Genomic DNA, 26,430 nt, shown 5'->3' on the forward strand with positions numbered 1-26,430 from the left:
CGAATGGAAGCTAAAATAAGTCTCGTAATCTTTGAACTGGGAGGAACGAAAAATGTTAGATTTTGATACAAGCATGGACCAACTAGCAACAATAAAAGTTATTGGAGTCGGTGGCGGCGGAAGCAACGCTGTCAACCGAATGATTGAACATGGCGTGCAAGGTGTAGAATTCATCGCAGTCAACACGGACGCCCAAGCATTGAACCTTTCTAAAGCAGAAGTTAAAATGCAAATCGGTGGTAAGCTTACCCGCGGTCTTGGCGCAGGTGCCAACCCGGAAGTAGGTAAAAAGGCTGCGGAAGAAAGTAAGGAACAGCTGGAAGAAGCCTTGCAAGGAGCAGACATGGTGTTCGTTACAGCTGGTATGGGTGGAGGTACCGGTACTGGTGCAGCACCTGTCATTGCCAACGTGGCAAAAGAACTGGGAGCATTGACTGTCGGTGTTGTTACACGCCCATTCACATTCGAAGGTAAGAAGCGGTCTGTACAGGCGACAGGAGGTATCGATGGCCTGAAAAGCGCCGTGGATACATTGATTGTTATTCCAAATGACCGGTTATTGGAAATTGTTGATAAGAATACGCCGATGCTTGAAGCATTCCGTGAAGCGGATAATGTGCTTCGTCAAGGTGTACAAGGTATCTCTGACTTGATTGCAGTCCCAGGTCTGATCAATGTTGACTTTGCAGACGTTAAGACAATCATGATGGATAAAGGGTCTGCTTTGATGGGAATTGGAATTGCAACAGGTGAAAGCCGTGCTGTGGAAGCTGCTAAAAAAGCGATATCTTCCCCATTACTGGAAACTTCCATTGATGGTGCGCACGGTGTATTGATGAACATCACCGGCGGTTCTAATTTAAGCTTGTATGAAGTACAAGAGGCGGCTGACATTGTGACTTCGGCAGCCGATCAGGAAGTAAACGTTATTTTCGGCTCTGTCATCAATGAAAACCTGAAGGACGAAATTGTTGTAACAGTTATTGCGACTGGTTTTGATGAAGCTCAGTTGAGCCAGAACCAACCGAAACAGCAGCGCCCGGCTCTTGGACAAATGGGAGGCGGCGTCAACAACCAGCAGCAACAACCGGAACGCATGGAAAGAAGAAGAGAAGAGCCACGTCAACAAGACATGCCATCCCAGCAGCGTGGTAATCAAGAAGAAGACACATTGGATATTCCGACATTTTTAAGAAACCGCAACCGTAGAAGATAATAACGATGAACAAAGAGCCTCCTGCCATTCAGCAGGAGGCTCTTTGTTATGTAACCCGTAACCCGTTTAACCTTTGAGTTTCCAGTATTTTCTCCCAACTTAATCATAAAAGGCTTCTTGTCAATGACCAGGAAGCCTTTTTTACGTTTCGACATGCTTTAGCGCTCGACTTGAAAGGGATGCTTATCGAACAGCGACAAAATCGGCTAAAAAAAGTCTTCCTGTCCTGGCAGAAAGTGACAGACTTTTAGGAACAGCATGTCTTATACTTGGTATCACTATTTATTGAGAAAAGGAGAAAGAGGTGATGATCTATCTCGACGCCGTATGGCTGCTTAATTTTTTAGTAGATGGAATGATTCTGATTATAACGCAGGCAGTCACAAAATCTTATACAACGATGCGACGGATTATGTTCGCTGCTCTGATCGCCTCCCTTATTGTACCTCTGACGATATTTTTTTCAGATTCCTGGCTAGTATCTCCATTAGGTAAATTCGCTTATTCGATGATTATCATATTGGCGGCTTTCCCTTATAAGTCTATAGCCGTTTATTTACGTAACTTGACCAGTTTCTATTTTGTTACTTTTGCGATTGGAGGTGCCCTGTTTGCCAGTCATTTTTTCTTGAGAATGAACGTCCAGATGTCTGCGCCAGGGATGGTCACCTTCTCTACAGGTTATGGCGATCCAATCAGTTGGATGTTTGTGCTTATCGGGTTTCCTGTTGCCTGGTGGTTTACAAAACAACGCTTACAGAGGATTGCAATATTGAAATTGAAATACGAGGAAATCTATGACGTTATTTTAGAGTGGAACGGGAAAAGGGCTGCTTCCACCGGCTTAGTGGATAGCGGGAACCATTTGAGTGACCCGTTGACAAACAAGCTTGTTTTTCTGGGAGATGAAGAGGTATTCCGATCGTTTGTCACCGAGGAGGAATGGTCGGAGCTTAAAGAGGTAGAAGAAAGCTATGATATTAACCGGATCCCTGATTCATTACAGGAATCCGTACATTTCATTCCCTACAAGGGTGCCAGTGGAGAAAGAAAATTAATGCTGGCCCTACAATTAGACAAAATCGAATTAGTCAGTGATGAGAAGAAAAAAATCAGCATGCATGCTCCGCTGCTGGGTCTGCAGTTCGGCAGATTGACGGATGATGACAGCTATCATGTCCTGCTTCATCCGGAAATGATGCAAAAAGGAAAAGTAGCTTAAAAGGAAGGAGTTTTGATATGAACAAATGGAAATTGAAGTTACGGCTTTGGTATTATCGGATTTTATTGAAGCTTGGCTTGAAAACGAATGAAATTTATTACATAGGAGGAAGTGAAGCGCTTCCCCCTCCATTATCAAGAGAAGAAGAGGCAGAGCTGTTAAAGCGGCTGCCGAAAGGGGATAAAGCCGCCAGGGCGATGTTGATTGAACGTAATCTGCGGCTGGTCGTCTATATTGCTCGAAAATTCGAAAACACTGGTCTGAATATCGAGGATTTGATCAGCATCGGTACAATTGGATTGATCAAGGCCGTGAATACCTTTAATCCAGAAAAGAAAATCAAGCTTGCTACGTACGCCTCTCGCTGTATCGAAAATGAAATTCTCATGCATCTGCGGAAAAGCAATAAATTGAAATCAGAGGTTTCTTTCGACGAACCGTTGAATGTCGATTGGGATGGAAATGAACTACTGCTGTCTGATATTCTCGGTACAGAGGAAGATATCATTACCAAAGGTATCGAAGATAAGGTCGATAAGCGGTTATTGAAAAAAGCATTAGAACAGCTGAATGACAGGGAAAAGCAAATCATGGAACTCCGGTTCGGCCTGGTGGATAAAGAAGAAAAGACCCAAAAAGATGTCGCCGACATGCTCGGTATATCCCAGTCCTATATTTCAAGGCTTGAGAAAAAAATTATAAAAAGATTGAAACGGGAATTTAACAAGATGGTATAGCATTTTCTCGGTATTTTTGAAACGTACGTTCGCCGTTTTGTCTTAATTGGATATGCATATAATTCCCAACCCAGGGAGATACTGAATTTTGAATAGCTTCCTGGGAGGGTTTAATACCGTGACTAGACATAAAGTTGAAATTTGTGGTGTAGATACATCTAAGCTTCCAGTACTTAAAAATGACGAAATGCGTATTTTATTCAAAAGGATGCAAAATGGAGATCGATCTGCCAGGGAGGAACTAGTCAATGGCAACTTACGGCTGGTATTGAGTGTCATTCAGCGGTTCAATAACCGTGGCGAGTTCGTAGATGATCTTTTCCAGGTGGGTTGTATTGGTCTTATGAAATCCATCGATAATTTTGATTTAAGCCATAATGTAAAGTTTTCTACTTATGCTGTTCCGATGATTATTGGTGAAATACGCAGGTACCTTCGGGATAACAACCCGATCCGTGTATCACGTTCGTTACGTGATACCGCGTATAAAGCCTTGCAAATGCGAGAGAAGTTAATCAGTGAACGTTCAAAGGATCCGGCACCCGCTGAAATAGCCAAGGAAATGGGGGTCCCCCATGAAGATGTCGTTTTCGCTATGGATGCAATCCAGGATCCAGTGTCATTGTTCGAACCAATCTACAATGACGGAGGAGATCCGATATTCGTTATGGATCAACTAAAGGATGAAAAGCATAAAGACTCGGTATGGCTTGATGAATTATCACTTAGAGAAGGCATGAAGCGTTTGAATGAACGAGAAAAGATGATTTTAACGAAACGTTTCTTCCAAGGAAAAACGCAAATGGAAGTGGCGGATGAAATCGGAATTTCTCAAGCACAGGTTTCCAGGCTTGAAAAAGCAGCCATCAAAGAAATGAATGCAACCATGTTTGAATAAACCAAGCTATTCACAAAGTGCACCGGACCCCGGTGCGCTTTTTTATTTTGGCTCTATTAAAACGTTGTTGTTAATCTTTAACAAAGGACTTATTCAACTATTGGGCCGAAAAGTCGAAGACTTGATTTCGAGATATTGGAGGAGATTAGGGTCGTTGGGGAAGGATTCGCTTTCCGCGGGGAAGACGGCAAGCCTCCTCGAGCTAAAGCTCTGCGGGGTCTTGCCAGTCTATCCTTTCCCGCAGGAGTCTCACCCTTCCCTCACGCCCCTTACCACATAAGATTATCGAAATCGCTCTTAAATTTACTTACCCTAAATTGTTAGGAGAATACTATTACAATGCCAGATTGATCCGTTCTTATTGCTTCAAAAGTATGCCATTCGTAACAGAAGTTTCGAGATTCTTACAACCATATGGTGGCTGGAAAAACGGTGAGACTCCTCGGAAATGCTACGCATTTCCTTCGTGCGGTGTGTATTCAAGATGTTTATTCAAAGTCCTGTGGGATGAACATGATCGGTGAGATCCCGCAAGGCGAAGCCTGAGGAAGCTCACCACATGCCCACGGAAAGCGATCCGTTTTCCCAGCCTCCATCATTGCAACCTAAAGTCTCGAAACTGAGTCTTCAACTAAAGGGAGCTTTACTGTAAAATCAAATAAGGAGATTTCACAGCGCATTTTTATATTTTAGAACCATGTAATCCACCTTTCTTGCATAGAATAGATCAAGGAAGGTGATTAGATATGATGATTTCAGAATTACAAATGAAGGATATCATCGCCATGGAAACAGGTGAACGGCTCGGTCAGATTGCTGATTTGGATATAGATGTCGATAATGGCAAAGTGGTTGCCATCGTGATTACGCTGAAAGGAAAAATGATGGGCCTGTTTGGAAAAGATGAAGAAGCGGTGATACCGTGGGATCAGATCATCAACATCGGGACGGATGTTATTTTAGTGAAAAAACCCTTCGCACTCCCTCCTCAATCGACAAATAAGATAGAATAATGGGGCTAGAAGAAGAAATATGACTGGTTCTGTGGTAAAATATAGGGCAACTGAGGTGGTAACATGACAGAACCATTTAAACATAAATACGATTCTCTGTTAGCTATACAGGATTGGAAGCAATATCAGGCGCTTACGGCAGGCTTTTCAACCAGGTATGGTGGGGTCAGCGGGCCTCCGTTTATAAATTTCAACCAGGGCCTGCATGTAAATGATCGAGAAGAGGATGTCATCACAAATCGGGAACGACTTGCTGTGTCTGCTGGTATTCCCCTAAATAGATGGGTGATTGGAGAACAGGTCCACAGTACAGAGGTGGCTGTTGTTCATGAGGAAGATGCCGGTAAAGGGGCTTACCGACAAGACAATGCGGTCAAGGGGTGCGATGGGCTGATCACAAATACCCCAGGCGTGTTATTAGCTGCTTTTTTCGCTGATTGTGTGCCGTTATATTTTCACGCGCCTAAAGCAGGATGGATTGGTATCGCGCATGCCGGCTGGAAAGGTTCAGTTAATGGTATGGCTGCATCGATGGTAAAAGCCTTTCAAGCTCAAGGCATACCAGCGCAAGAAATAAGCGCTGTCATCGGTCCTTCTATCAGCATGAAACATTACGAAGTGGATCAACGTGTGGTCGACCACATAGAAGGTAAACATGTAAATAAAGTCACCGAACCCCTTCATGATGGAAAATTTCTGTTGGATTTGAGAGAATTGAATCGACTGATTTTATTAGATGCAGGAGTAAATGAAAAATACATCCGTGTTACCGAGCATTGTACATACGAACAAGAAGACGTATTTTTTTCCCATCGCCGTGATTACGGGAAAACAGGCCGGATGCTTGGATTCATAGGCTTTACAGATGGAAAAGGAGACGTGTAGCATGAGTGTGGAAGCAAATTGGCAGGAAATTCAAACAACGATAGAACAAGCATGTAGGAATTGTGGAAGAGATTTGGAAGAAGTTACAGTAGTAGCAGTTACAAAATACGTAACAGTTGAGCGGGCGAGAGAAGCCTTAGCTGCAGGTATCAACCATCTCGGGGAAAACAGAATGAAAGGTTTTTTGGAAAAGTACGAAACCATCGGTAATGATGCCATCTGGCATTTCATCGGGTCTTTACAGTCTCGTAAGGTTAAGGAAATCATCAATGATGTAGACTATATCCATTCCCTGGATAGAAAATCCTTGGCGAAGGAAATTGACAAACGTGCCGATAGCCCTGTTTCGTGTTTCCTGCAAGTGAATGTCAGCGGGGAAGAATCAAAGCATGGGATGGCACTGGATGAAGTAGAAGCGTTCGTTGAGTGGCTGGAAGCATACCCTAATGTCCAGGTTATCGGATTGATGACCATGGCTCCTCATGTAGAGGATGAAGAAACGCTTAGAGGCACTTTCCGTAAATTACGTGCCATGCGCGACCGGATCAGGGACAAGCAATATCCCCACGCCCCATGTCAGGAATTATCCATGGGAATGAGCAATGATTACAAGCTGGCGATCGAAGAAGGTGCTACTTTTATCCGGCTTGGCTCCAGCCTGGTAGGCTGATAACTATTAAAGAGGTGATCATGAAATGAGTATGAAAAATAAATTCAAATCATTTTTCACACTAGATGATGAATATGAATACATGGAGGAAGAAATGGAAGATACTAATAACAACCAGCCGGCTAATCAGCAGCAAAGTTTTCCTGAGCAGAAGACAAAAAACGTTGTCAGTTTAAAAAGCGCCCAATCCTCTTCCCGGATGATGTTGTGTGAGCCTCGCAATTATAACGAGGCACAGGATATTGCGGATCATCTCGTAAATCGTCGTGCGGTTGTGATCAATTTGCAGCGAGTGGATCACCAGCAGGCAAAACGGATTGTGGATTTTTTAAGCGGAACCGTTTATGCTATTGGAGGGGATATTCAAAAGCTTGGTATGCAGACTTTCCTGTGCACACCAGACAATGTAGAGATATCCGGTTCGATTTCAGAAATTCTTGAGCAGGAAGACGATCTAGACAAAAGGTGGTAAAGAAATGCAACAACTATTTGTTATATTGACCAATGCAATCCAAATCTACAGCTGGGCATTAATTATTTATATCTTCATGTCCTGGTTCCCAGGGGCTAGAGAATCGTCGATCGGGCAGTTTCTGGCTAAAATATGTGAACCATTTTTAGAGCCGTTCCGACGCATCATTCCCCCGCTTGGAATGATTGATATTTCCCCAATTGTAGCTATTTTAGTGTTGAACTTTGCAAATATGGGACTTCGTGAACTATACATCATGCTTATGTAATAGATATCATAATGAACGGGAAGTAAAGCTGCCACTGGCGGCTTTTCTTATGAGCTTTTATTCCTACATTGAGGTGCGGCCAAATCTTACCTCAAAAAACACCGGTGCAAAGCATTGACTCGCCGTTTGGCCCGTTTCAGCTATAAACTATATTTCGTTTTTACGAGTTCCATAGATACTAAGCCTGAATAAAGTTGGGTAATAATTTGATATAGTGTTGGAGTTGGAGGAAGAAATGGATATTTATCAGCATTTTCGAAAAGAAGAACAGCCATTCATCGATCAAGTACTCTCCTGGCAGGAGGAAGTTGGCCGCAGTTTCCAAAGTAAGCTGACTGACTTTCTGGATCCTAGAGAACAATTTATTTTTGAAAGCCTGCTTGGCAATCATCCCGACTTTACCTGGAAACTGTTCGGTGGGAGGGAAGATTCCGAACGGAAGCGAGGGCTTTTGGCACCATATTATGAACAAATTCAACCAGACCAATTCGACCTGACTCTTTTAGAGGCTTCTTATCCAGAGAAGTTTGTCACCTTGACTCATCCTGATGTACTCGGTGCATTCATGAGTTTGGGCATCAAACGTAAGAAGCTGGGTGATCTGATTGTCAGGAATGGAGTCGTTCAAATCATCGTTGCCAGTGAAATTGCAGATTATGTACGTATGAATCTTGATGGGATAAAAAAAGCCACCGTGCATTTTCAGGAGATATCTTTTGACCGTTTGCTGGAGGATTATGAACAGTGGGAAGAGTTAAATACAACCGTTTCATCATTGCGGCTGGATACCCTCATCAAAGAAATTTACCGCATCTCCCGCCAGAAAGCATCTTTATTCATTGAAAAAGGACAGGTGAAGGTGAACTTCCGAATCGTTGAAGACACCTCATTCAAGCTGCAATCAGGCGACATAATTTCCATCAGGGGGAAAGGCCGCAGCAAACTCACAGAGGTTCTGGGCACCACCAAAAAGGATAAGTACAAAGTGATCATCTCCCGATTAAAATAAACCGCTGTGCAAGCAGGAATCGACCAACTTTTGTCGAAATGGAATATAATTCGAAATAATGTCCGATACTTTTGAGGAGGTGGCTGGTGTGCCATTAACACCACTGGATATTCATAATAAAGAATTCACACGCGGTTTTCGAGGTTATGATGAGGACGAGGTCAATGAATTTCTTGAGCAGGTCATCAAAGATTATGAGATGGTGAACCGTGATAAAAAAGCGCTCAAAGAAAAAGTGGAACAGATGAATGAGCGTCTCGGTCATTTTAATAACATCGAAACAACGCTTAATAAATCCATTCTAGTGGCTCAGGAAACGGCAGAAGAAGTAAAAAGCAATGCCAGCAAAGAATCTAAGCTGATTATAAAAGAAGCAGAAAAGAACGCCGACCGAATCATCAATGAAGCCCTGCAGAAATCCCACCGGATTGCTATCGAGGTGGAAGAGTTGAAAAAACAGTCAAAAGTGTTCAGAACCCGGCTGCGTATGCTGGTGGAAGCCCAACTGGATATGATTGATACAGACGACTGGGATCACTTATTTGACACGGAATTAGATGATAAGACAAACGTGAAAAAAGAGATGGTGGAAAATAAATCTTGACGAAAAAAGTAATATTACATATAATTCATTAACATGATATAATTCCAGAAGAAAAGAATAGAAATAGTTGAACGATGACAGGGAGAGTACACAGGCTCGCATGCAGCATGAGCGATCCAGGGATGGTGAAAGCCTGGGGCAGCGCCTAGATGGAAAATCACCCTCGAGTTTTCCATTCGAAAAGCGATGAGTAGAAATGGACGCTTTATCCACGATACGGATCAACAGAGCGGAATCGGCATGTTGATGGCCGGTTCTACAAGGGTGGTACCGCGAGATCCTCTCGTCCCTTCCAGGGATAAGAGGGTCTTTTTTATATTATTTAGCAATACTTAGAAACTGAAGGAGGAAGCAACAGTGAATTATAAAGATACATTACGGATGCCTAAGACCGAGTTTCCAATGCGGGGAAACCTTCCGAACCGTGAACCGAAGATGCAGGAACGGTGGGAAGAAATGAACATTTATGCAAAAGTACAGGAACGGACCGAAGGACGTCCATTGTTCGTTCTTCATGACGGCCCTCCGTACGCTAATGGCGACTTGCATATGGGGCATGCGCTTAATAAATCCTTGAAGGATTTCATCGTCAGGTATAAATCCATGTCCGGGTACCATGCGCCATATGTCCCAGGCTGGGATACACACGGACTGCCGATTGAAACAGCATTGACAAAGAAAAAGAAAATTGATCGTAAAAAGATGTCCATAGCTGAATTCCGTCAAAAGTGTGCGGATTATGCGATGGGGCAGCTGGATAACCAGCGAAAAGAATTCAAACGCATGGGTGTCCGCGGGGATTGGGATAACCCTTATGTGACATTGAATAAAGATTATGAAGCTGAACAGATCAAAGTATTTGGAGAAATGGCTAAAAAAGGATATATCTACAAAGGATTGAAGCCTGTCTATTGGTCTCCATCATCCGAATCAGCGCTTGCAGAGGCTGAAATCGAGTATCAGGATAAAAGGTCCCCATCCATATATGTCTCTTTCCAAGTGAAAGATGGAAAGGATTTGTTTGACGGAGATGAAAAGTTCATTATCTGGACGACAACTCCTTGGACGATTCCTTCTAATCTGGCAATCGCTTTGAATCCGGCCTACAACTATGTAGTCGTGAAAGCTGGAGACAATAAATTCGTCATTGCTGAAGATCTGCTTGAAGATGTTGCAGAAAAGCTGGAATGGGAATCTCACGAAGTCGAGAAGAGCTTTAAAGGAAAAGAAGCAGAACATGTTACGACCAAGCATCCATTCTATGATCGTGAATCTCTAGTCATTCTTGGTGATCATGTTACTACAGATGGTGGTACCGGGTGTGTCCATACCGCACCTGGGCACGGGGAAGATGACTTCTGGGTCGGAAAGCAATATGGACTGGAGGTGCTTTGCCCGGTTGATAACAAAGGGGTATTTACCGCAGAAGCTCCTGGTTTTGAAGGCATGTTCTACGATAAAGCAAACAAACCGATTACAGAAAAATTGACCGAAGCAGGAGCATTGGAAAAATTAGAATTCATCACGCACTCCTACCCGCATGACTGGAGAACGAAGAAACCGACGATTTTCCGTGCTACAGACCAGTGGTTCGCTTCCATCAAAGATTTCCGTGACACATTATTAGAGGAAATCAACCATGTCAAATGGGTGCCGCGTTGGGGTGAAACACGTCTGTACAACATGGTTCGCGACCGTGAAGATTGGTGTATTTCCCGTCAACGTACATGGGGCGTACCGATTCCGGTGTTCTATGGGGAAGATGGAACGCCAATCATTACGGATGAAACGATCGACCATGTTGCAGGTTTGTTCCGTGAACATGGCTCCAATGTGTGGTTCGAACGCGAGGCGAAAGATTTGCTTCCGGAAGGCTTCACTTCCGAACACAGCCCGAACGGCAAATTCACCAAAGAAGAAGACATCATGGATGTCTGGTTTGATTCCGGTTCGTCACACCAGGCAGTACTGCACCAGCGCCCAGAGCTTCAACGTCCGGCAGACCTTTATTTAGAGGGTTCTGACCAATACCGCGGCTGGTTCAACTCTTCCTTATCTACTTCTGTAGCTGTGACAGGAAAAGCACCATTCAAAGGGATTTTAAGCCACGGGTTTGCTTTGGATGGCCATGGCCGTAAGATGAGTAAATCAATCGGTAACGTCATCCTGCCGGACAAGGTGACGAAGCAGCTGGGGGCGGAAATCATCCGTTTATGGGTGGCAAGCTCTGATTACCAGGCAGATGTAAGAGTTTCCGATGATATCCTGAAACAGGTATCTGAGGTTTATCGTAAAATTCGCAACACGTTCCGCTTCCTGCTCGGAAATCTTCATGATTTCGATCCAGCTGCCGACCGTGTACCGGAGGAACAATTGGAAGAAGTAGATCGTTATATGAAAATGCGATTGAACAACCTGGTTAAAAACGTCAATGAAGCTTATGACAACTATGAATTCAACGTGATCTACCATCAGGTTCATAACTTCTGTACGATTGATTTGAGCTCGTTCTACCTGGATTTCGCCAAAGATATCCTGTACATCGAAGCTCCTGATCATCCACGGAGAAGAAGCATCCAGACGGTCTACTATGAAACGCTGACTGCATTAGTTAAGCTGTTAGCGCCAATTATTCCTCACACCACAGATGAAGTGTGGGAGTACCTGCCAGGCGTGAGCGAAGAAAGTGTCCAACTGACTGATATGCCGGAAGAGGTAGCCGTTATCGACAGCCAGGAGCTTAAAGCCAAATGGGATCATTTCATGGATGTGAGAGATGATGTTCTAAAAGCTTTAGAAGATGCCCGGAACGAAAAAGTCATTGGTAAGTCACTGGAAGCAAGAGTGACGATTGTACCGAAGGATGAGCAGACACAAAGTGTCTTGAAAAACATTGAGCATCTCCACCAGCTCCTGATTGTCTCAGAAGCAGAGGTAGCATTATCACATCCTGATGCAAAAGCATATGAGCATGTCGACGTTTATGTCGAGAAGCATGAAGGTGAAAAATGTGAACGCTGCTGGGTCGCTTCCAATGATGTTGGAGAAGACGACGAGCATCCGGAATTGTGTGTACGCTGTGCCACTGTCGTAAAAGAGCACTATCAAGATTAATTGATTCTATTAAGTCGTGTGCAAGAAACCAGCTGCACACGGCTTTTTACTTGGTTTTATTTGTTAATAATATTATTATGTAAACAAATGACAGTGATTATCTTTTTCAGTGATAGTTATGGTACAATGAAAAAATCGAATAATTATTTTGGAGGAAGACTATGGTTTGGTATTACATATTAGCAAGTTTTGTCGTCGTCATTGATCAATGGACAAAATGGCTGGTCGTTAAAAATATGTATCTCGGGGAAAGTATCCCGATCGTTGCAAACTTTTTTTATCTGACTTCTCACCGTAACCGTGGGGCAGCTTGGGGGATATTGCAAGGGCAGATGATCTTTTTTTACATTATCACACTGGTGGTCATTGGCGTAATCATTTACTACTTGCATCAATATGGAAAACAATATAAATTAGGGGGCATTGCCCTCGCATTGTTATTGGCTGGAGCCATCGGGAATTTCATCGACCGGCTGCTAAGGAAAGAAGTCGTGGACTTTTTTGATTTTATTATTTTTACATACGATTATCCGATCTTCAATATCGCCGACTCCTCCCTGGTGATCGGTGTCATTTTAGTGATGATCGCATCCTTTTTGGATGAACGTAAGAAGAAGGAGAGTACCCAATCGTGAGTAATCATTATCAAGTAAGTGAACAGGATACAGGCAAACGAATCGATAAATTGATCACAGAAATAGATCCTTCCGCTTCACGGACACAGGTGCAGAACTGGATCAAAGATGGTCACCTCCTTGTGGGCGGGGAACAAGTGAAAAGCAATTATAAAGTCCAGGAAAATGATGAGATTACCTGGGAGATACCAGAGCCGGAACCTTTGAAAATTGAAGCGGAAGATATCCCGCTTGACGTCGTGTATGAGGACAAGGACCTCATTGTTGTCAACAAGCCAAGAGGAATGGTTGTACACCCTTCTTCCGGCCATCCAAATGGGACATTGGTCAATGCCCTTCTGCATCATTGTGATGATTTGTCCGGGATCAATGGAGTCACAAGGCCGGGGATCGTCCATCGGATAGATAAAGATACCAGCGGTCTGTTAATGGTTGCCAAAAATGATCATGCCCATCAGTCACTGGCGGAACAATTGGCAAACAAAACGACGGATAGAAAGTATGAAGCGATTGTCCATGGTGAAATCGCTCATGAATACGGCACGATTGAAGCACCCATCGGACGTGATAATAAAGACCGGCAGTCCATGGCTGTGGTAGAAGAAGGCAAGCCGGCTGTCACGCATTTTAAGGTGCTCGAGCTATTCAAGGACTTCACCCATGTGGAATGTGTACTCGAGACAGGGCGCACCCATCAAATTCGAGTCCATATGAAATATATCAACCACCCACTTGCTGGTGATCCAAAGTATGGCCCGCGTAAATCGCTGCCTATTAACGGTCAGGCACTTCATGCCCGAACGCTTGCCTTCAATCATCCTGTAACGAATGAGCGCATGGATTTTCATGTCGAACCTCCAGATGATTTCAAAGAAATGCTCGAACTTGTGAAAAAACGCAGTTGACAAATCGCGTATCATTTGTGATAATCAATTAAAGAACTGAATAAGACCTTTAAAGACAGTCCTGTGAGGCTGAAAAGGAAACGGCTCATATTTTCGTATGTGTATCATACCCTTTTTCTGCCCTCACGCAGGAAAAGGGTTTTTTATACTTTAAAGAAAGTTTTTCCAATAAATTCAGAGAACCGGGGGTGGAGGAATGAAACCGAAGACGACCGTATTAGACGAAGCAGCTATCCGACGAGCACTCACTCGCATCTCCCACGAGATTATAGAAAAGAACAAGGGAGTCGAAGACGTCATCCTTGTCGGTATAAAAACCAGAGGCGTGCCTTTGGCAGCCCGCCTGCAAAAAAGGATCAATGATATCGAGGGAGTCACCCTGCCAAGCGGGGAACTGGATATCACGCTTTACCGCGATGATCTGACTACAAAAACAAATCAAAAAGAACCTGAACTGAAAGAAACGAATATTGAAACGAACATAGACGGAAAAAAAGTGGTACTCGTCGATGATGTTCTTTATACAGGTCGGACAGTGCGTGCCGCAATGGATGCCTTGATCGATCACGGAAGACCTTCACAAATACAATTGGCCGTCCTCGTAGACCGTGGACATCGTGAATTGCCAATCCGGGCTGACTATGTCGGAAAAAATGTTCCGACATCACTCGATGAAATAGTAACGGTGACTGTCTCAGAAACAGATAAACAAGATGAAGTAGTCATCTTCGAAAAAAACGAATAACGAAGCACCTTTAAGTAAGTCCAGTGAGGCTTAAAAGGTCGCAAACCAGTACGTATCAGGCAATCCAAAGATACGTTCACCTCTTTGCGGTTTTTTAAGCAAAGAGGTTTTTTTATGTCAAAAGCGCAAGCAACTTGCAATAAACAAAAGGAGGAAATGATTATGAAATCAAATAACGCTGCATTAGATGTCAGAGAGGTTCCTGCTCTTCATAAATGGCTCACCTTAAGCTTACAGCACTTATTCGCCATGTTCGGAGCAACAATCCTTGTACCATTCTTGACAGGATTGTCGCCATCAGTTGCATTAGTTTCCAGCGGTACTGGTACACTGGCTTACCTGCTGATTACAAGAGGAAGGATTCCAGCCTATCTCGGTTCCAGTTTTGCCTTCATCGCTCCTGTAATAGCTGCAAGCTCGGCCAGTGGAGTACCCGGGGCCATGGTCGGTAGTTTCCTTGCCGGTATCGTATACGGTTTGGTAGCTCTCCTGATCACGATGTTTGGTACCAACTGGCTGATCAACTTATTGCCTCCTGTGGTAGTGGGGCCAGTCATCATCGTCATTGGGCTTGGACTTGCCACAACTGCTATCGACATGTCGATGTATGTACCAGGTATCGATGAGCAGGTGTACAGCTCGAAACACTTTAGTGTCGCGTTAGTCACTCTAGCCATTACCATCATCGCTTCCGTCTTTTTCAAAGGATTTTTCAGCCTTCTGCCAATCCTTGTCGGGATCGTCGGCGGTTATGTATTCGGACTATTCCGCGGCATTGTTGACACTTCAGAGATTAAAGTCGAATGGGAAGCAATCACTTCCGCGGATTCACTTGGTGGAGTACTGGGCGCAATCTTCCAGAAACCGGATTTCATTGTCCCGTTCGTAGATTACTCACCGCTGGATGTTCTCAGTGTAGAGATCGTCTTTATTATGGTGCCGATCGCACTGGTAACAATTGCGGAACATATCGGAGACCAGATGGTACTATCAAAAGTCGTCGGGCGAAACTTCATAAAAGAACCGGGCTTGAACAGATCGATCCTTGGAGATGGAACAGCGACCGTTATTGCTTCCTTCCTAGGAGGCCCGCCGAACACTACCTATGGTGAAAATATCGGTGTACTTGCCATCACACGTGTTTTCAGTGTCTTCGTCATCGGCGGAGCGGCAGTCCTGGCTGTCCTGTTCGGATTCATCGGTATGAGTACCGCTGTGATCGGTTCGATTCCATCCGCTGTCATGGGTGGGGTTTCCATCCTGCTGTTCGGTATCATCGCATCCAGCGGGCTCCGCATGCTGATTGACAATCAGGTTGATTTAGGAGAAAAGCGTAACCTGATCATCTCATCTGTCATTCTGGTAATCGGAATCGGTGGAGCTTTCATCCAGGTTACCGATAATGTACAAATCGCCGGCATGGCTCTTTCCGCACTGATTGGTGTCGTATTGAATGTCATTCTTCCAGGAAAAGAAAAGGCTCATGGAAATGGTAAAATGTTTAAGGACACTACAGTCAATAATAAAAAATCAAATGATGATAGCGCCGCATAAGCGAACCATCACACTTTTTAATAAAATCCCGTGAGATTTTAAAGGGTGTAGGGTTTGATTGATTCGTCATGTCTCAAAATGATGATGATTGAGCACCCCCCACCCCGGGGGTGCTTTTTTTATACCCTGTTGCGTGCACAAAAGCGAAAGCGCCTTGCTCACCCCCGACAACTTAAGGAGGTTTATGACGTGAAGCATTTACTATCGATGGAAGATTTGACGTCCGAAGACATTTTTCGTTTGATCAACCAGGCAGAAGCGATTGAACGAGGAGATGTTCCGGCATTTCTCAAACAATTATTTGCAGCAAATATTTTTTTAGAACCAAGCACCAGGACGAAAAATAGCTTTATCGTCGCAGAAAGACGGTTGGGACTGGAAGTTCTCGATGTTTCCGGGGAGAATTCGAGTTTGACAAAAGGGGAGTCTTTATATGATACTGTTAAAACATTATACAGTATTTCTGCAAATTTATGCATTGTACGTCACTCCCAAAATGGTATATTAAGAGAAATAGCAGATCAAGTGGATGTACCGATCATCAATGCTGGTGATGGGACCGGTCAGCACCCCACCCAATGTCTGCTGGACCTCTATACGATTTATCAGGAATTTCATACATTCCAAGGGTTGAAAGTTGCCATCATCGGTGACATCAAACATAGCAGGGTAGCCCGCTCCAATAGTGAAGCTTTAAGGAAGCTGGGAGCAGAAGTATATTACGTTTCCAGACCGGAGTGGCAGGACGAGGGGATATCCGAAAACTATGTATCTATCGATGAGGCGGTCAGACTTGCAGATGTCGTCATGCTGCTTCGCATCCAAAGGGAACGACATGAAACAGCCGCGGATGAAAATAACTATCTCTACACCTATGGGTTAACCAAGGATAGAGAAGCAATAATGAATAAAAATTCAATAATTATGCATCCTGGGCCTTTTAATCGAGGGGTAGAGATCGATAGTGAGGTAGTTGATTCATCAAAATCACGGATTTTCAAACAGATGACGAACGGCGTGACAATGCGTATGGCGATCATCACTGCATTGCTGAAGGAGGAATTGTAATGAATCTATTAATTAAAAATGTAAAACTCAGAAAAGAAGGGGAATGGTTGACTCACGATATCCTGGTGGAGGGCAACAACATTAAAAAAATTGATTCATCTATTGATATAGAGGTTGACAAAGTCATTGATGGCCAGGGAAAAATAGCAACTCCCGGGCTGGTTGATGTACATATTCACCTCCGCGAACCAGGCGGAGAAGCGAAAGAGACCATAGCTACCGGCACGGATGCCGCAGCTAAAGGCGGATTTACAACGGTATGCGCAATGCCGAATACCAGGCCGGTCCCAGATACGAAAGAAACAGTGACTAGCTTGAAGGAAAAAATCGAGCAGGACGCAAAGGTTCGTGTTCTGCCATATGCAGCAATAACAACCCGTCAGCTTGGCGAAGAAGTTGTCGATATGCAGGCTTTGTATGAAGCAGGAGCATTCGCTTTTACTGATGATGGTGTCGGGGTGCAGGAAGCAGGGAAAATGTTAGAGGCCATGACCAAGGCTGCAGAGCATGGGTATAGCATTGTTGCCCATTGTGAAGATAACAGCCTTATTCAGGGAGGAGTCATCCATAAAGGTACGACAAGTGAGAAATTGGATGTGCCTGGTATTCCATCTATATGCGAATCTGTCCACATCGCCAGGGACGTTCTTATTGCCGAAGCAACGGGCTGTCATTACCATGTCTGTCATGTAAGTACGAAGGAATCGGTCCGGGTTATCCGTGATGCGAAACGTGCAGGAATACGTGTGACAGCAGAAGTGACACCACATCACCTGTTATTGAATGAAAATGATATAAAAAATGATGACGCCATGTTCAAAATGAATCCCCCGCTACGTAGTGAAGCGGATCAGCAAGCCTTGCTGGAAGGACTTTTGGATGGAACAATCGATTGTATTGCCACGGATCACGCCCCCCATACCGAGGAAGAAAAATCGCAAGGGCTGATAGGTTCGCCGTTCGGAATTGTAGGCCTGGAAACCGCATTTCCGTTATTGTACACCCACCTGGTCCAGAAAGGAAAAATCAGTCTGGAGGAGTTGCTTGATCGTCTGAGCCGGGTGCCTGCCGATGTTTTCGGACTCCCATATGGAAGGCTGGAAGAAGGCGCTGTGGCTGATATTACACTGATTGACCTTGAAAAACGAGCCACCATCGATCGGCATGCCTTTGTATCAAAAGGGAAGAACACTCCATTTCATGAATGGGAAGCAACAGGATGGCCGGCATTGACGATAGCAGAAGGAAAAATTGTTTGGGAGGATGAGTGATATGAGTTTAAAACAGCTAGTACTTGAAGATGGCAGCTACTTTGTCGGGGAAGGTTTCGGCAGCGACAGCGAGTCAATAGGAGAAATCGTCTTCAATACAGGAATGACAGGATACCAGGAAATCATTTCAGATCCCTCTTATTGTGGACAGATTGTAACGTTCACTTATCCATTGGTTGGGAACTACGGCATCAACCGTGATGATTTTGAATCCGTCGACCCGGCTATTTTAGGGGTTGTAGTGAAAGAGCATTGCGACACGCCTTCAAATTTCCGCAGTGAAGAAACGCTGGATCAATTTCTAGAGGCAAAAGACATTCCGGGAATCGCAGGTATCGATACGCGGAAGCTGACGAAAATCATACGTCGTCATGGAACGATGAAAGCGATGATTACTTCAATGGATCGGCCGGTATCGGAAGTGCTGGAAATTCTCAATCAGACAAAACTTCCTATAGATCAGGTTAGCCAGGTATCTACCATCAAGCCATATGTAGTACCTGGAAGAGGATGCCGCATCGTCCTGATGGATTTCGGGATGAAGCATGGGATCTTAAGAGAACTTACGAAGCGGGACTGCCATGTCACCGTAGTACCATACGATACAACAGCCCAGGAGATCGACCGGCTTAAGCCTGATGGCATCATGCTGACAAATGGACCGGGGGATCCGAAGAATGTGCCGGAAGCGATTGAGACAATCAAAGAATTGATCGGCCAGGTACCGGTGTTCGGTATATGTCTTGGTCATCAGCTGATCGCTTTAGCAAGCGGAGCTGATACAGCGAAGATGAAATTCGGCCACAGGGGATCCAACCAGCCTGTCAAAGATTTGAAAAATGGCAAAACCTACATCACTTCTCAGAACCACGGCTACTCAGTGAGCAGGGAGTCGTTGGAAGCGACCGATCTGGAACTTACCCAGACTTCCTTGAATGATGAATCGGTTGAGGGGCTTGCACACCGCTTACATCCGGTATTCTCGGTGCAATATCATCCAGAAAGCTCACCAGGACCAGAAGATACGGAAAACTTATTTGATGTATTTCTAGAAAACATACAAGCCGACAAGAAGCAGCAGAAGGAGGAAGCCACATGCCTAAACGCACAGATTTAAATAAAATTCTTGTTATTGGTTCCGGACCGATCATTATCGGTCAGGCAGCAGAGTTCGACTATTCAGGAACACAAGCATGTCAGGCTTTGAAAGAAGAAGGCTATGAAGTCATCCTGGCCAACTCGAACCCAGCTACTATCATGACGGATTATACCTTTGCGGATGAAGTATATATGGAGCCGCTCACCGTCGAATTCATGACGAAAATCATCCGGAAAGAGCAGCCGGACGCCATCCTTCCTACCCTTGGCGGGCAGACAGGGCTCAACCTGGCCATGGAACTGAGTAAAACGACGATTCTGGAAGACTATGGCGTTGAATTGCTGGGAACTCGTATGGAAGCGATCGAACAGGCGGAAGATCGGGCGATGTTTAGGGATTTAATGCATGAATTGAAGCAGCCGGTGCCGGAAAGCACGATTGTCAGCACAGTGGATGCCGCAGCAGCTTTCGCTCAGGAAATCGGCTACCCTGTCATTGTACGACCTGCGTACACCATGGGAGGCACTGGCGGGGGGATGTGTGACAACGAGAAGGAATTGCGGGAAATCACCCGCAATGGCTTGTCGCTATCCCCTGTTGATCAATGTCTGATTGAAAAGAATATCGCTGGCTTCAAAGAGGTTGAATATGAAGTAATGCGGGATAAAAGTGATCATGCCATTGTCGTTTGTAACATGGAAAACTTCGATCCAGTCGGAATCCATACCGGTGACTCGATCGTAGTCGCTCCTTCCCAGACATTGAGCGACCGCGAATACCAGATGCTGCGAAATGCTTCGCTTAAAATCATCCGTGCCCTTGGAATCGAAGGCGGATGTAATGTTCAACTGGCACTTGACCCGGACAGCTTTCAATATTATGTCATCGAGGTCAACCCAAGGGTCAGCCGTTCTTCCGCACTGGCTTCGAAAGCAACAGGCTATCCGATTGCCAAGCTGGCGGCGAAAATTGCAGTCGGTCTGACCCTCGATGAAATTAAAAATCCAGTGACAGGCACAACTTACGCCTGTTTTGAACCAGCTCTTGATTATGTGGTTACCAAAATTCCGCGCTGGCCATTTGATAAATTCGCAAAAGGAAATCGGACGCTCGGCACCCAAATGAAAGCAACTGGTGAAATCATGGCAATCGGCCGGAACTTCGAAGAATCGTTGTTAAAAGGTGTCCGTTCATTGGAAGGTAAAACAGAGGAGCTCTATCTGGCATCCTTAGCTGATTTGCCTGATGATGTGATCGACCAACGGCTGGTCAAAGCCGATGATGAACGTATTTTTGTTCTGGCGGAAGCGTTGCGCCGTAACCGGACGCTCGATGAACTGCATGAGCTGACCGGAATCGATCTGTTCTTCCTTAATAAACTGAAGAAGTTGATGGATCTTGAGCTAGTCATCCAGACAGAGGGGCTTACCTATCAACCAATCAAGAAAGCGAAACAGCTTGGCTTCTCTGATGCCCAATTGGCCAGACTGATAGGTACAGATATTGATGAGGTGTATAACTACCGTATGGAGCATCAAATAACACCGGTATATAAAATGGTTGATACGTGTGCTGGTGAATTCGCCTCTGAAACACCGTATTACTATAGCAGCTACGAAGACGAAAACGAGTCAGTCATTTCAGACCGTAAAAAAGTCCTTGTCATCGGATCTGGACCGATTCGTATTGGGCAAGGAGTAGAATTCGACTATGCTACTGTCCATTCTGTGCTTGCGTTGAAGGAAATGGGTTACGAAGCGATCATCATGAATAATAATCCGGAAACGGTATCGACAGACTTCAGTGTTTCCGATAAGTTGTATTTTGAACCGTTATCGCTGGAAGATGTCATGCATGTTATCGAACTAGAAAAACCAGAAGGTGTGATCGTTCAGTTCGGCGGCCAGACAGCTATCAATCTCGTGGACGGTTTAAACCGCCGCGGAGTGAAAATACTCGGCACCACTATGGAAGCAATCAACGAAACAGAAGACCGGGATTTATTTGAACAGTTGCTGAACCGCCTTGAAATTGCAAAACCTGGCGGGGAAAGTGTCACAAGTGTAGAAGAGGCCGTCCAAACCGCCCGCAATATCGGCTACCCCGTCGTTGTACGCCCATCTTACGTTCTCGGCGGTAGAGCGATGGAAATCGTATATGGAGAAGAAGAACTGCTTTCCTATATGGAAGAAACGGTAAAGGATTACAGCGATCATCCGATTTTGGTTGATAAATATTTAACCGGTATGGAAATCGAAGTCGATGCTATCAGTGATGGCGAGACAGTCGTCATCCCGGGCATAATGGAGCATATCGAACGGGCTGGTGTCCATTCTGGTGACTCGATGGCGGTGTACCCATCCCAGCGGATCAGCAAAGAACTGAAGCAGCAATGTGTCGATGCCACTGTGAAAATTGCCAGAGAACTGAATATGCAGGGCTTGATCAATATTCAATTTGTCGTAAATGCCGATACTGCTTATGTGATAGAGGTCAATCCAAGAGCGAGCAGAACCGTACCGTTTTTAAGTAAAATCACTGGAATAACGATGGCTAACCTGGCGACGAAAGCGATACTGGGTAAAAAATTGACGGATCTGGGTTATAACACCGGTGTCGCCGGCTGTCCTGACGGGGTCTATGTGAAAGTGCCGGTATTCTCATTTGAAAAGCTGCGTAGTGTCGATACCACCCTTGGACCAGAAATGAAATCGACTGGTGAAGTCATCGGCTACGACCGAACCCTGGAAAAAGCCTTATACAAGGGGATGACCGCAGCTGGATTGAAGATACCAGTAGAAGGTTCCGTCCTGCTTACGGTTGCCGATAAAGATAAAGAGGAAATGCTGGGTATCGCTCGTACCTTCCATGAACTCGGGTTCCAGCTGTATGCCACCATTGGCACCGCTGATGCTATTCAGTCGGCCGGTATCCCAGTCAAAACCGTCAGCAAGGTGGGAGCGACGGAAATGAATATCATCGATATCATCCAATCGGGCAAAGTCCAGTTTGTAGTCAACACGCTCACCAAGGGACAGCAGTCACGCAGTGATGGCTTCCGTATCCGACGCACCGCGGTCGAACACGGCATCGCATGCCTTACCAGCCTGGATACTGCCAATGCAATCGTAGAGGTCATCGATTCCATGTCATTCACAGCAAGAGCGATAGGTAATCGTGAGGTGACCCAGACATGATGATAAGGGAAGACATGGAAATCCTATCCCATGAGCTCGTAGCGGACAAAACGTATAAGATGACGCTAAAAGGTGACATGCCCTCCCATGTGATACAGCCGGGGCAATTTGTCCATATTCTCATTGATTCAAGTGACTCATTGCGACGGCCGATTTCCATTGCTGATGTCGATCTTACGTCAGGCACACTGACAATTTTATATAAGGTTCTTGGAAAAGGGACCGCATCCATGGCTGAGAAGCCTGTCGGTGAGCACCTCGACGTTCTTGGCCCCGGTGGAAATGGCTATCCGATCGAAGAAGTTTCGGCCAGCAGGGCATTGCTTGTAGGTGGAGGGATCGGTGTCCCTCCTTTATACTACCTGGCCAAACAGCTGAAAGAAAAAGGGATTGATGTTACGACTGTGCTTGGTTTCCAGCATGCGGATGCCGTTTTTTTCGAGGACGAGTTCCGTGAGTTAGGAGAAGTGATCGTGGCAACCAATGATGGTTCTTACGGAAGCAAAGGGTTCGTAACCGACATACTGCCGTCCCTGGATGGACGGTTTGATACTTATTTTTCTTGTGGTCCGGCTGTGATGCTGAAAGCTGTTTCCGAAACACTTGATGACTTTGATGGTTACTTATCCATTGAAGAACGGTTAGGATGCGGGGTGGGTGCTTGTTTCGCCTGTGTCGTGCCTGCACCTGAAGGAGATGCAAAAGGCTACCGGAAGATTTGCCGGGATGGACCGGTATTCCGTACGGGAGAGGTGATATTATGACAGCGATGCAAGTCTCTCTTCCGGGTTTGGAATTGAAGAATCCGATCATGCCAGCATCCGGCTGTTTCGGGTTCGGCAAAGAATTCAGTGACTTTTATGATTTATCATTACTAGGGGCGATTATTATCAAGGCAGCAACCGGCAACACACGCTATGGAAACCCGACCCCGCGTGTGGCTGAAACATCCTCCGGGATGCTCAATGCCATCGGCCTCCAAAATCCGGGAGTCGACCGTATCATTCAGGAAGAACTGCCGTTTTTAAGTGAGTTTGATACGCCTGTGATTGCCAATGTTGCCGGCAGCACGGTAAAAGAATATGTAGAAGTGGCCGGGAAAATATCCCAGATCAGCCATGTGAGAGCTTTGGAATTGAATATCTCGTGCCCGAATGTGAAAGAGGGCGGTGTGCAGTTTGGAACAGATCCGGAACTGGCTGCAGAAGTGACCAGACAGGTAAAACAGGTAAGTAAGGTACCGGTCTATGTGAAGCTTTCACCGAATGTCACGGATATCGTGTCGATGGCAAAAGCGGTGGAGGAAGCAGGGGCTGACGGTTTGTCTATGATCAATACATTGACCGGAATGCGTCTGGATCTTGACCGCAAACAGCCGATCATCGCCAATCAGACAGGGGGCTTGTCGGGGCCGGCCATCAAACCAATTGCTATCCGGATGATTTATCAAGTCTATCAGGAAGTGGACGTCCCTATCATCGGCATGGGCGGTGTGGAAACCACGGACGATGTAGTCGAATACCTCCTGGCAGGGGCCAGCGCGGTAGCAATCGGAAGTGCCAATTTCAAAAATCCATTCATCTGCAAGGAACTCATTGAGGAGCTGCCAGCAGCCATGGACCGTTATGGATTCACGACTATCGAAGAAATGATAGGAGGGGCACACCGTTGAAAAATATCAGTTCCCTCTATGTAGCATTGGATATTGAAAATAAGGAGAAGGCATTGCAGTTTTTAAAGCAACAACAGTTGGAAGGCGCAGCTGTCAAGGTGGGTATGGAACTCTTTTATCACGCAGGCCCATCTATCATTACCAGCTTAAAAGAACGTAATCATGATATATTTTTAGATTTGAAGCTGCATGACATCCCGACCACCGTTAAAAACGCCATGCGTAACCTTGCCCGGCTCGATGTTGATATGGTAAACGTCCACGCGCAGGGAGGACGGGAAATGATTACCGCAGCGAAACAGGGGCTGGAAGAAGGCTGTCAGGGAAAAGAGCGGCCAGTTTTACTGGCAGTAACGCAACTCACCTCGACCGACCAGACCATGATGGCGGAAGAACTTCGCCAACCCGGTACTGTCGAAGAATCGGTTATTCATCTTGCCAAACTGGCAAAATCGGGAGGTGCAGACGGGGTAGTCTGTTCGGTGCAAGAAGTAAAAGCCATAAAAGCGGCTTGCGGGTCTTCTTTTTTGACCGTTACCCCAGGTATTCGACCAAAAGGTGCGCAGCAGAATGACCAAAAGCGATCAGCGACCCCATTGGAAGCAAAACAGCAGGGAACCGATGCGATCGTTGTCGGAAGAGCCATAACAGCAGCCTCTGACCCTTATATTAGTTATCAACAAATTATAGAGGAGTGGAATCATGGCTGAACATACTGCAATCATTATGGATTTGTTGGATATCGGAGCCGTCCAGATCCGCCCGGAAGATCCATTTACATGGACTTCAGGGATAAAATCCCCGATTTATTGTGATAATCGGCTGACCATGTCTTACCCGGAAGTCAGAAAGAAAATCAAGAATCTGTTTGTTGAACGTATCAGGGAAGTGAAACCAGCTGTAGATGTGATTGCCGGCTGTGCTACGGCAGGTATTCCCCATGCAGCTTTTATTGCTGAAGCTATGGATCTTCCCATGGTTTATGTACGTTCCTCAGCTAAAAAGCACGGGAAAGGTAACCAGATTGAAGGGATGATTCATCCAGGAGATCGGGTCATAGTGATTGAAGATTTGATTTCCACCGGTCAGTCATCCATCCAGGCTGCGGAAGCACTACGGGAGGCTGGAGCCGATGTAATTGAGGTAATGGCCATTTTCAGCTATGGACTTCCTAAAGCAGAGGAGGCTTTTCAACAAGCAGGATTCCGTTATCAGACCTTGACGGGTTTTCAGGAGCTTATCCGTTATATGAAAGCAAATGGTCAGCTTGATGAAAAAGCGGAAGCAAAGCTTGAAAAGTGGCAAAAAGAACCAGCAGCTTACTAAAGGAAGAAGGCTGGGAGGCATATCCACAGGAAATCAGACCATGGGGGCACATACGAACAGGGGAAACTCTCTTTTCAGAAACGGGTAAGTTGTCTCCTTGCTTATAACAAGGTACCATAGGTAGTATAAAGTAACCTGACTCGATAATGGTGGTGCATGATGAAATCACGAAAACATTCTTTTTTTATTCTATCGAATGCCATTCTTGGCTTAATTACTTGTTTTAGCTACCTTTATGTATGGTTAACCTATGCTTTTATGGAAAGTATGCTTTCCTGGCAGCCCTTAGTGACATTGGTGTTCGCCATGGTCGTATTCTTTCTTTGGAATAAGTGGCTGCTCCTCAGAGAACGCAGGAAGTATTGGCTGCAGGCTGTATTTTCCTACGGAGCCACAATCGTCGTCTTTATTTATTTTTTAACAAAATAAAAGGCTCTGTTCAATTTTTAGTGTTGATTTTAACTTTACTTGAAGACTCAGTTTGGAGATAGTGTGGTCCGTTACCATGAGAGGAGCGGGAGGTTCTGGGAAACAACTCGCTTTCCAGCTTCATCGCCTAGACCCTCGCGACATAAGCCGGTCATCAACGGGAAGAAAGAGCCCTTCCCTTTTGCTGTTCTGCTTATGCGTGTCGTGTCTCCCGAGGCGATTACGCATTCATTTCTTTCCTGCGAGGGACCTGGCAAGCTTCCTCGGGCTGCGCCCTGTGGGATCTCGCCTAGCCCCTTCTCCCGCGGGAGATTCCTGTGGGATTCAATAGAGGGGTCCTTGTATTAAAAAAAGCCCTCCGTTATGATGCATTTGTACAACCAAATACAAACATCAAAAGGAGGACTTCCCATTGAATTCT

At 45.3% G+C, this 26,430-nt stretch carries 25 protein-coding genes; all 25 read left to right on the forward strand.

The features are described from left to right. Positions 1-52: 52 nt before the first annotated feature. On the forward strand, positions 53-1,216 hold the full coding sequence (gene ftsZ / locus BLV00_RS19550) for a cell division protein FtsZ (RefSeq protein WP_093046628.1): 1,164 nt from the start codon (positions 53-55) through the stop codon (positions 1,214-1,216). 307 nt (positions 1,217-1,523) lie between these two features. Beyond that, positions 1,524-2,438: a sigma-E processing peptidase SpoIIGA gene (gene spoIIGA, locus BLV00_RS19555; protein ID WP_093046629.1), complete on the forward strand. Its 915-nt coding sequence runs from the start codon at positions 1,524-1,526 to the stop codon at positions 2,436-2,438. A gap of 17 nt (positions 2,439-2,455) precedes the next feature. After that, the gene (gene sigE, locus BLV00_RS19560) at positions 2,456-3,175 is read left to right on the forward strand and encodes an RNA polymerase sporulation sigma factor SigE (RefSeq protein WP_093046630.1); all 720 of its coding nucleotides are present in this window, start codon (positions 2,456-2,458) and stop codon (positions 3,173-3,175) included. Between the two features lie 118 nt (positions 3,176-3,293). Further along, positions 3,294-4,073: an RNA polymerase sporulation sigma factor SigG gene (sigG, locus tag BLV00_RS19565; RefSeq protein WP_093046631.1), complete on the forward strand. Its 780-nt coding sequence runs from the start codon at positions 3,294-3,296 to the stop codon at positions 4,071-4,073. Between the two features lie 749 nt (positions 4,074-4,822). Continuing rightward, a complete protein-coding gene (locus BLV00_RS19570; RefSeq protein WP_425441708.1) occupies positions 4,823-5,086 on the forward strand; it encodes a YlmC/YmxH family sporulation protein in 264 nt (87 codons plus the stop codon). 63 nt (positions 5,087-5,149) lie between these two features. Next, a complete protein-coding gene (gene pgeF, locus BLV00_RS19575) occupies positions 5,150-5,971 on the forward strand; it encodes a peptidoglycan editing factor PgeF (protein ID WP_093046632.1) in 822 nt (273 codons plus the stop codon). A 1-nt stretch (position 5,972) separates the two neighbouring features. Then, the gene (locus tag BLV00_RS19580; RefSeq protein WP_093046633.1) at positions 5,973-6,641 is read left to right on the forward strand and encodes a YggS family pyridoxal phosphate-dependent enzyme; all 669 of its coding nucleotides are present in this window, start codon (positions 5,973-5,975) and stop codon (positions 6,639-6,641) included. 25 nt (positions 6,642-6,666) lie between these two features. After that, a complete protein-coding gene (locus BLV00_RS19585) occupies positions 6,667-7,113 on the forward strand; it encodes a cell division protein SepF (RefSeq protein WP_093046634.1) in 447 nt (148 codons plus the stop codon). Between the two features lie 4 nt (positions 7,114-7,117). After that, entirely contained in the window at positions 7,118-7,381 is a 264-nt protein-coding gene (locus BLV00_RS19590; RefSeq protein ID WP_093046635.1) for a YggT family protein, read from the forward strand. Positions 7,382-7,616: 235 nt separating this feature from the next. Then, complete coding sequence (locus BLV00_RS19595) at positions 7,617-8,390, forward strand: YlmH family RNA-binding protein (protein WP_093046636.1); 774 nt, start codon at positions 7,617-7,619, stop codon at positions 8,388-8,390. 88 nt (positions 8,391-8,478) lie between these two features. Further along, positions 8,479-8,994, forward strand: coding sequence for a DivIVA domain-containing protein (locus BLV00_RS19600; protein ID WP_093046637.1), 516 nt, complete (start codon positions 8,479-8,481; stop codon positions 8,992-8,994). 357 nt (positions 8,995-9,351) lie between these two features. Beyond that, positions 9,352-12,108, forward strand: a complete 2,757-nt coding sequence (ileS, locus tag BLV00_RS19605; protein ID WP_093046638.1) for an isoleucine--tRNA ligase — start codon at positions 9,352-9,354, stop codon at positions 12,106-12,108. A 161-nt stretch (positions 12,109-12,269) separates the two neighbouring features. Continuing rightward, positions 12,270-12,743, forward strand: coding sequence for a signal peptidase II (gene lspA / locus BLV00_RS19610; RefSeq protein WP_093046639.1), 474 nt, complete (start codon positions 12,270-12,272; stop codon positions 12,741-12,743). Continuing rightward, positions 12,740-13,648 (forward strand): RluA family pseudouridine synthase, encoded by a 909-nt coding sequence (locus BLV00_RS19615; protein WP_093046640.1) that lies wholly within the window; start codon positions 12,740-12,742, stop codon positions 13,646-13,648. Before lspA ends, BLV00_RS19615 begins: the two co-directional genes overlap by 4 nt. Before the next feature lie 196 nt (positions 13,649-13,844). Beyond that, positions 13,845-14,393 carry a bifunctional pyr operon transcriptional regulator/uracil phosphoribosyltransferase PyrR gene (gene pyrR / locus BLV00_RS19620; RefSeq protein ID WP_093046641.1) on the forward strand — a complete coding sequence of 183 codons (549 nt, stop codon included), beginning with the start codon at positions 13,845-13,847 and terminating at the stop codon, positions 14,391-14,393. 162 nt (positions 14,394-14,555) lie between these two features. Further along, positions 14,556-15,947, forward strand: a complete 1,392-nt coding sequence (locus BLV00_RS19625; RefSeq protein ID WP_093046654.1) for a solute carrier family 23 protein — start codon at positions 14,556-14,558, stop codon at positions 15,945-15,947. A gap of 189 nt (positions 15,948-16,136) precedes the next feature. Continuing rightward, the gene (locus BLV00_RS19630; RefSeq protein WP_093046642.1) at positions 16,137-17,015 is read left to right on the forward strand and encodes an aspartate carbamoyltransferase catalytic subunit; all 879 of its coding nucleotides are present in this window, start codon (positions 16,137-16,139) and stop codon (positions 17,013-17,015) included. Next, on the forward strand, positions 17,015-18,286 hold the full coding sequence (locus BLV00_RS19635) for a dihydroorotase (RefSeq protein WP_093046643.1): 1,272 nt from the start codon (positions 17,015-17,017) through the stop codon (positions 18,284-18,286). The genes BLV00_RS19630 and BLV00_RS19635 overlap by 1 nt, the downstream gene beginning before the upstream one ends. Before the next feature lies 1 nt (position 18,287). Further along, a complete protein-coding gene (locus BLV00_RS19640) occupies positions 18,288-19,403 on the forward strand; it encodes a carbamoyl phosphate synthase small subunit (RefSeq protein WP_093046644.1) in 1,116 nt (371 codons plus the stop codon). Next, a complete protein-coding gene (carB, locus tag BLV00_RS19645) occupies positions 19,382-22,582 on the forward strand; it encodes a carbamoyl-phosphate synthase large subunit (protein ID WP_093046645.1) in 3,201 nt (1,066 codons plus the stop codon). The genes BLV00_RS19640 and carB overlap by 22 nt, the downstream gene beginning before the upstream one ends. Beyond that, positions 22,579-23,346 carry a dihydroorotate dehydrogenase electron transfer subunit gene (locus BLV00_RS19650; RefSeq protein ID WP_093046646.1) on the forward strand — a complete coding sequence of 256 codons (768 nt, stop codon included), beginning with the start codon at positions 22,579-22,581 and terminating at the stop codon, positions 23,344-23,346. The genes carB and BLV00_RS19650 overlap by 4 nt, the downstream gene beginning before the upstream one ends. Continuing rightward, complete coding sequence (locus BLV00_RS19655) at positions 23,343-24,254, forward strand: dihydroorotate dehydrogenase (protein ID WP_093046647.1); 912 nt, start codon at positions 23,343-23,345, stop codon at positions 24,252-24,254. The genes BLV00_RS19650 and BLV00_RS19655 overlap by 4 nt, the downstream gene beginning before the upstream one ends. Positions 24,255-24,259: 5 nt before the next feature. After that, entirely contained in the window at positions 24,260-24,964 is a 705-nt protein-coding gene (gene pyrF, locus BLV00_RS19660) for an orotidine-5'-phosphate decarboxylase (RefSeq protein WP_093046655.1), read from the forward strand. Beyond that, a complete protein-coding gene (gene pyrE / locus BLV00_RS19665) occupies positions 24,957-25,580 on the forward strand; it encodes an orotate phosphoribosyltransferase (protein WP_093046648.1) in 624 nt (207 codons plus the stop codon). The genes pyrF and pyrE overlap by 8 nt, the downstream gene beginning before the upstream one ends. A 159-nt stretch (positions 25,581-25,739) precedes the next feature. Continuing rightward, positions 25,740-26,009: a hypothetical protein gene (locus BLV00_RS19670; protein WP_245729026.1), complete on the forward strand. Its 270-nt coding sequence runs from the start codon at positions 25,740-25,742 to the stop codon at positions 26,007-26,009. Positions 26,010-26,430: the final 421 nt, after the last annotated feature.

It is taken from the genome of Thalassobacillus cyri (assembly GCF_900107755.1).
GTDB classification, from domain to species: domain Bacteria; phylum Bacillota; class Bacilli; order Bacillales; family Halobacillaceae; genus Thalassobacillus; species Thalassobacillus cyri.

Excerpts from the sequence above, each read along its gene's own strand:
- ftsZ (WP_093046628.1), top strand. The coding sequence starts at position 53 with ATGTTAGATTTTGATACAAGCATGGACCAACTAGCAACAATAAAAGTT.
- spoIIGA (WP_093046629.1), top strand. The coding sequence starts at position 1,524 with ATGATCTATCTCGACGCCGTATGGCTGCTTAATTTTTTAGTAGATGGA.
- sigE (WP_093046630.1), top strand. The coding sequence starts at position 2,456 with ATGAACAAATGGAAATTGAAGTTACGGCTTTGGTATTATCGGATTTTA.
- BLV00_RS19570 (WP_425441708.1), top strand. The coding sequence starts at position 4,823 with ATGATTTCAGAATTACAAATGAAGGATATCATCGCCATGGAAACAGGT.
- pgeF (WP_093046632.1), top strand. The coding sequence starts at position 5,150 with ATGACAGAACCATTTAAACATAAATACGATTCTCTGTTAGCTATACAG.
- BLV00_RS19580 (WP_093046633.1), top strand. The coding sequence starts at position 5,973 with ATGAGTGTGGAAGCAAATTGGCAGGAAATTCAAACAACGATAGAACAA.
- BLV00_RS19585 (WP_093046634.1), top strand. The coding sequence starts at position 6,667 with ATGAGTATGAAAAATAAATTCAAATCATTTTTCACACTAGATGATGAA.
- BLV00_RS19590 (WP_093046635.1), top strand. The coding sequence starts at position 7,118 with ATGCAACAACTATTTGTTATATTGACCAATGCAATCCAAATCTACAGC.
- BLV00_RS19595 (WP_093046636.1), top strand. The coding sequence starts at position 7,617 with ATGGATATTTATCAGCATTTTCGAAAAGAAGAACAGCCATTCATCGAT.
- lspA (WP_093046639.1), top strand. The coding sequence starts at position 12,270 with ATGGTTTGGTATTACATATTAGCAAGTTTTGTCGTCGTCATTGATCAA.
- pyrR (WP_093046641.1), top strand. The coding sequence starts at position 13,845 with ATGAAACCGAAGACGACCGTATTAGACGAAGCAGCTATCCGACGAGCA.
- BLV00_RS19625 (WP_093046654.1), top strand. The coding sequence starts at position 14,556 with ATGAAATCAAATAACGCTGCATTAGATGTCAGAGAGGTTCCTGCTCTT.
- BLV00_RS19635 (WP_093046643.1), top strand. The coding sequence starts at position 17,015 with ATGAATCTATTAATTAAAAATGTAAAACTCAGAAAAGAAGGGGAATGG.
- BLV00_RS19640 (WP_093046644.1), top strand. The coding sequence starts at position 18,288 with ATGAGTTTAAAACAGCTAGTACTTGAAGATGGCAGCTACTTTGTCGGG.
- carB (WP_093046645.1), top strand. The coding sequence starts at position 19,382 with ATGCCTAAACGCACAGATTTAAATAAAATTCTTGTTATTGGTTCCGGA.
- BLV00_RS19650 (WP_093046646.1), top strand. The coding sequence starts at position 22,579 with ATGATGATAAGGGAAGACATGGAAATCCTATCCCATGAGCTCGTAGCG.
- BLV00_RS19655 (WP_093046647.1), top strand. The coding sequence starts at position 23,343 with ATGACAGCGATGCAAGTCTCTCTTCCGGGTTTGGAATTGAAGAATCCG.
- pyrE (WP_093046648.1), top strand. The coding sequence starts at position 24,957 with ATGGCTGAACATACTGCAATCATTATGGATTTGTTGGATATCGGAGCC.
- BLV00_RS19670 (WP_245729026.1), top strand. The coding sequence starts at position 25,740 with ATGAAATCACGAAAACATTCTTTTTTTATTCTATCGAATGCCATTCTT.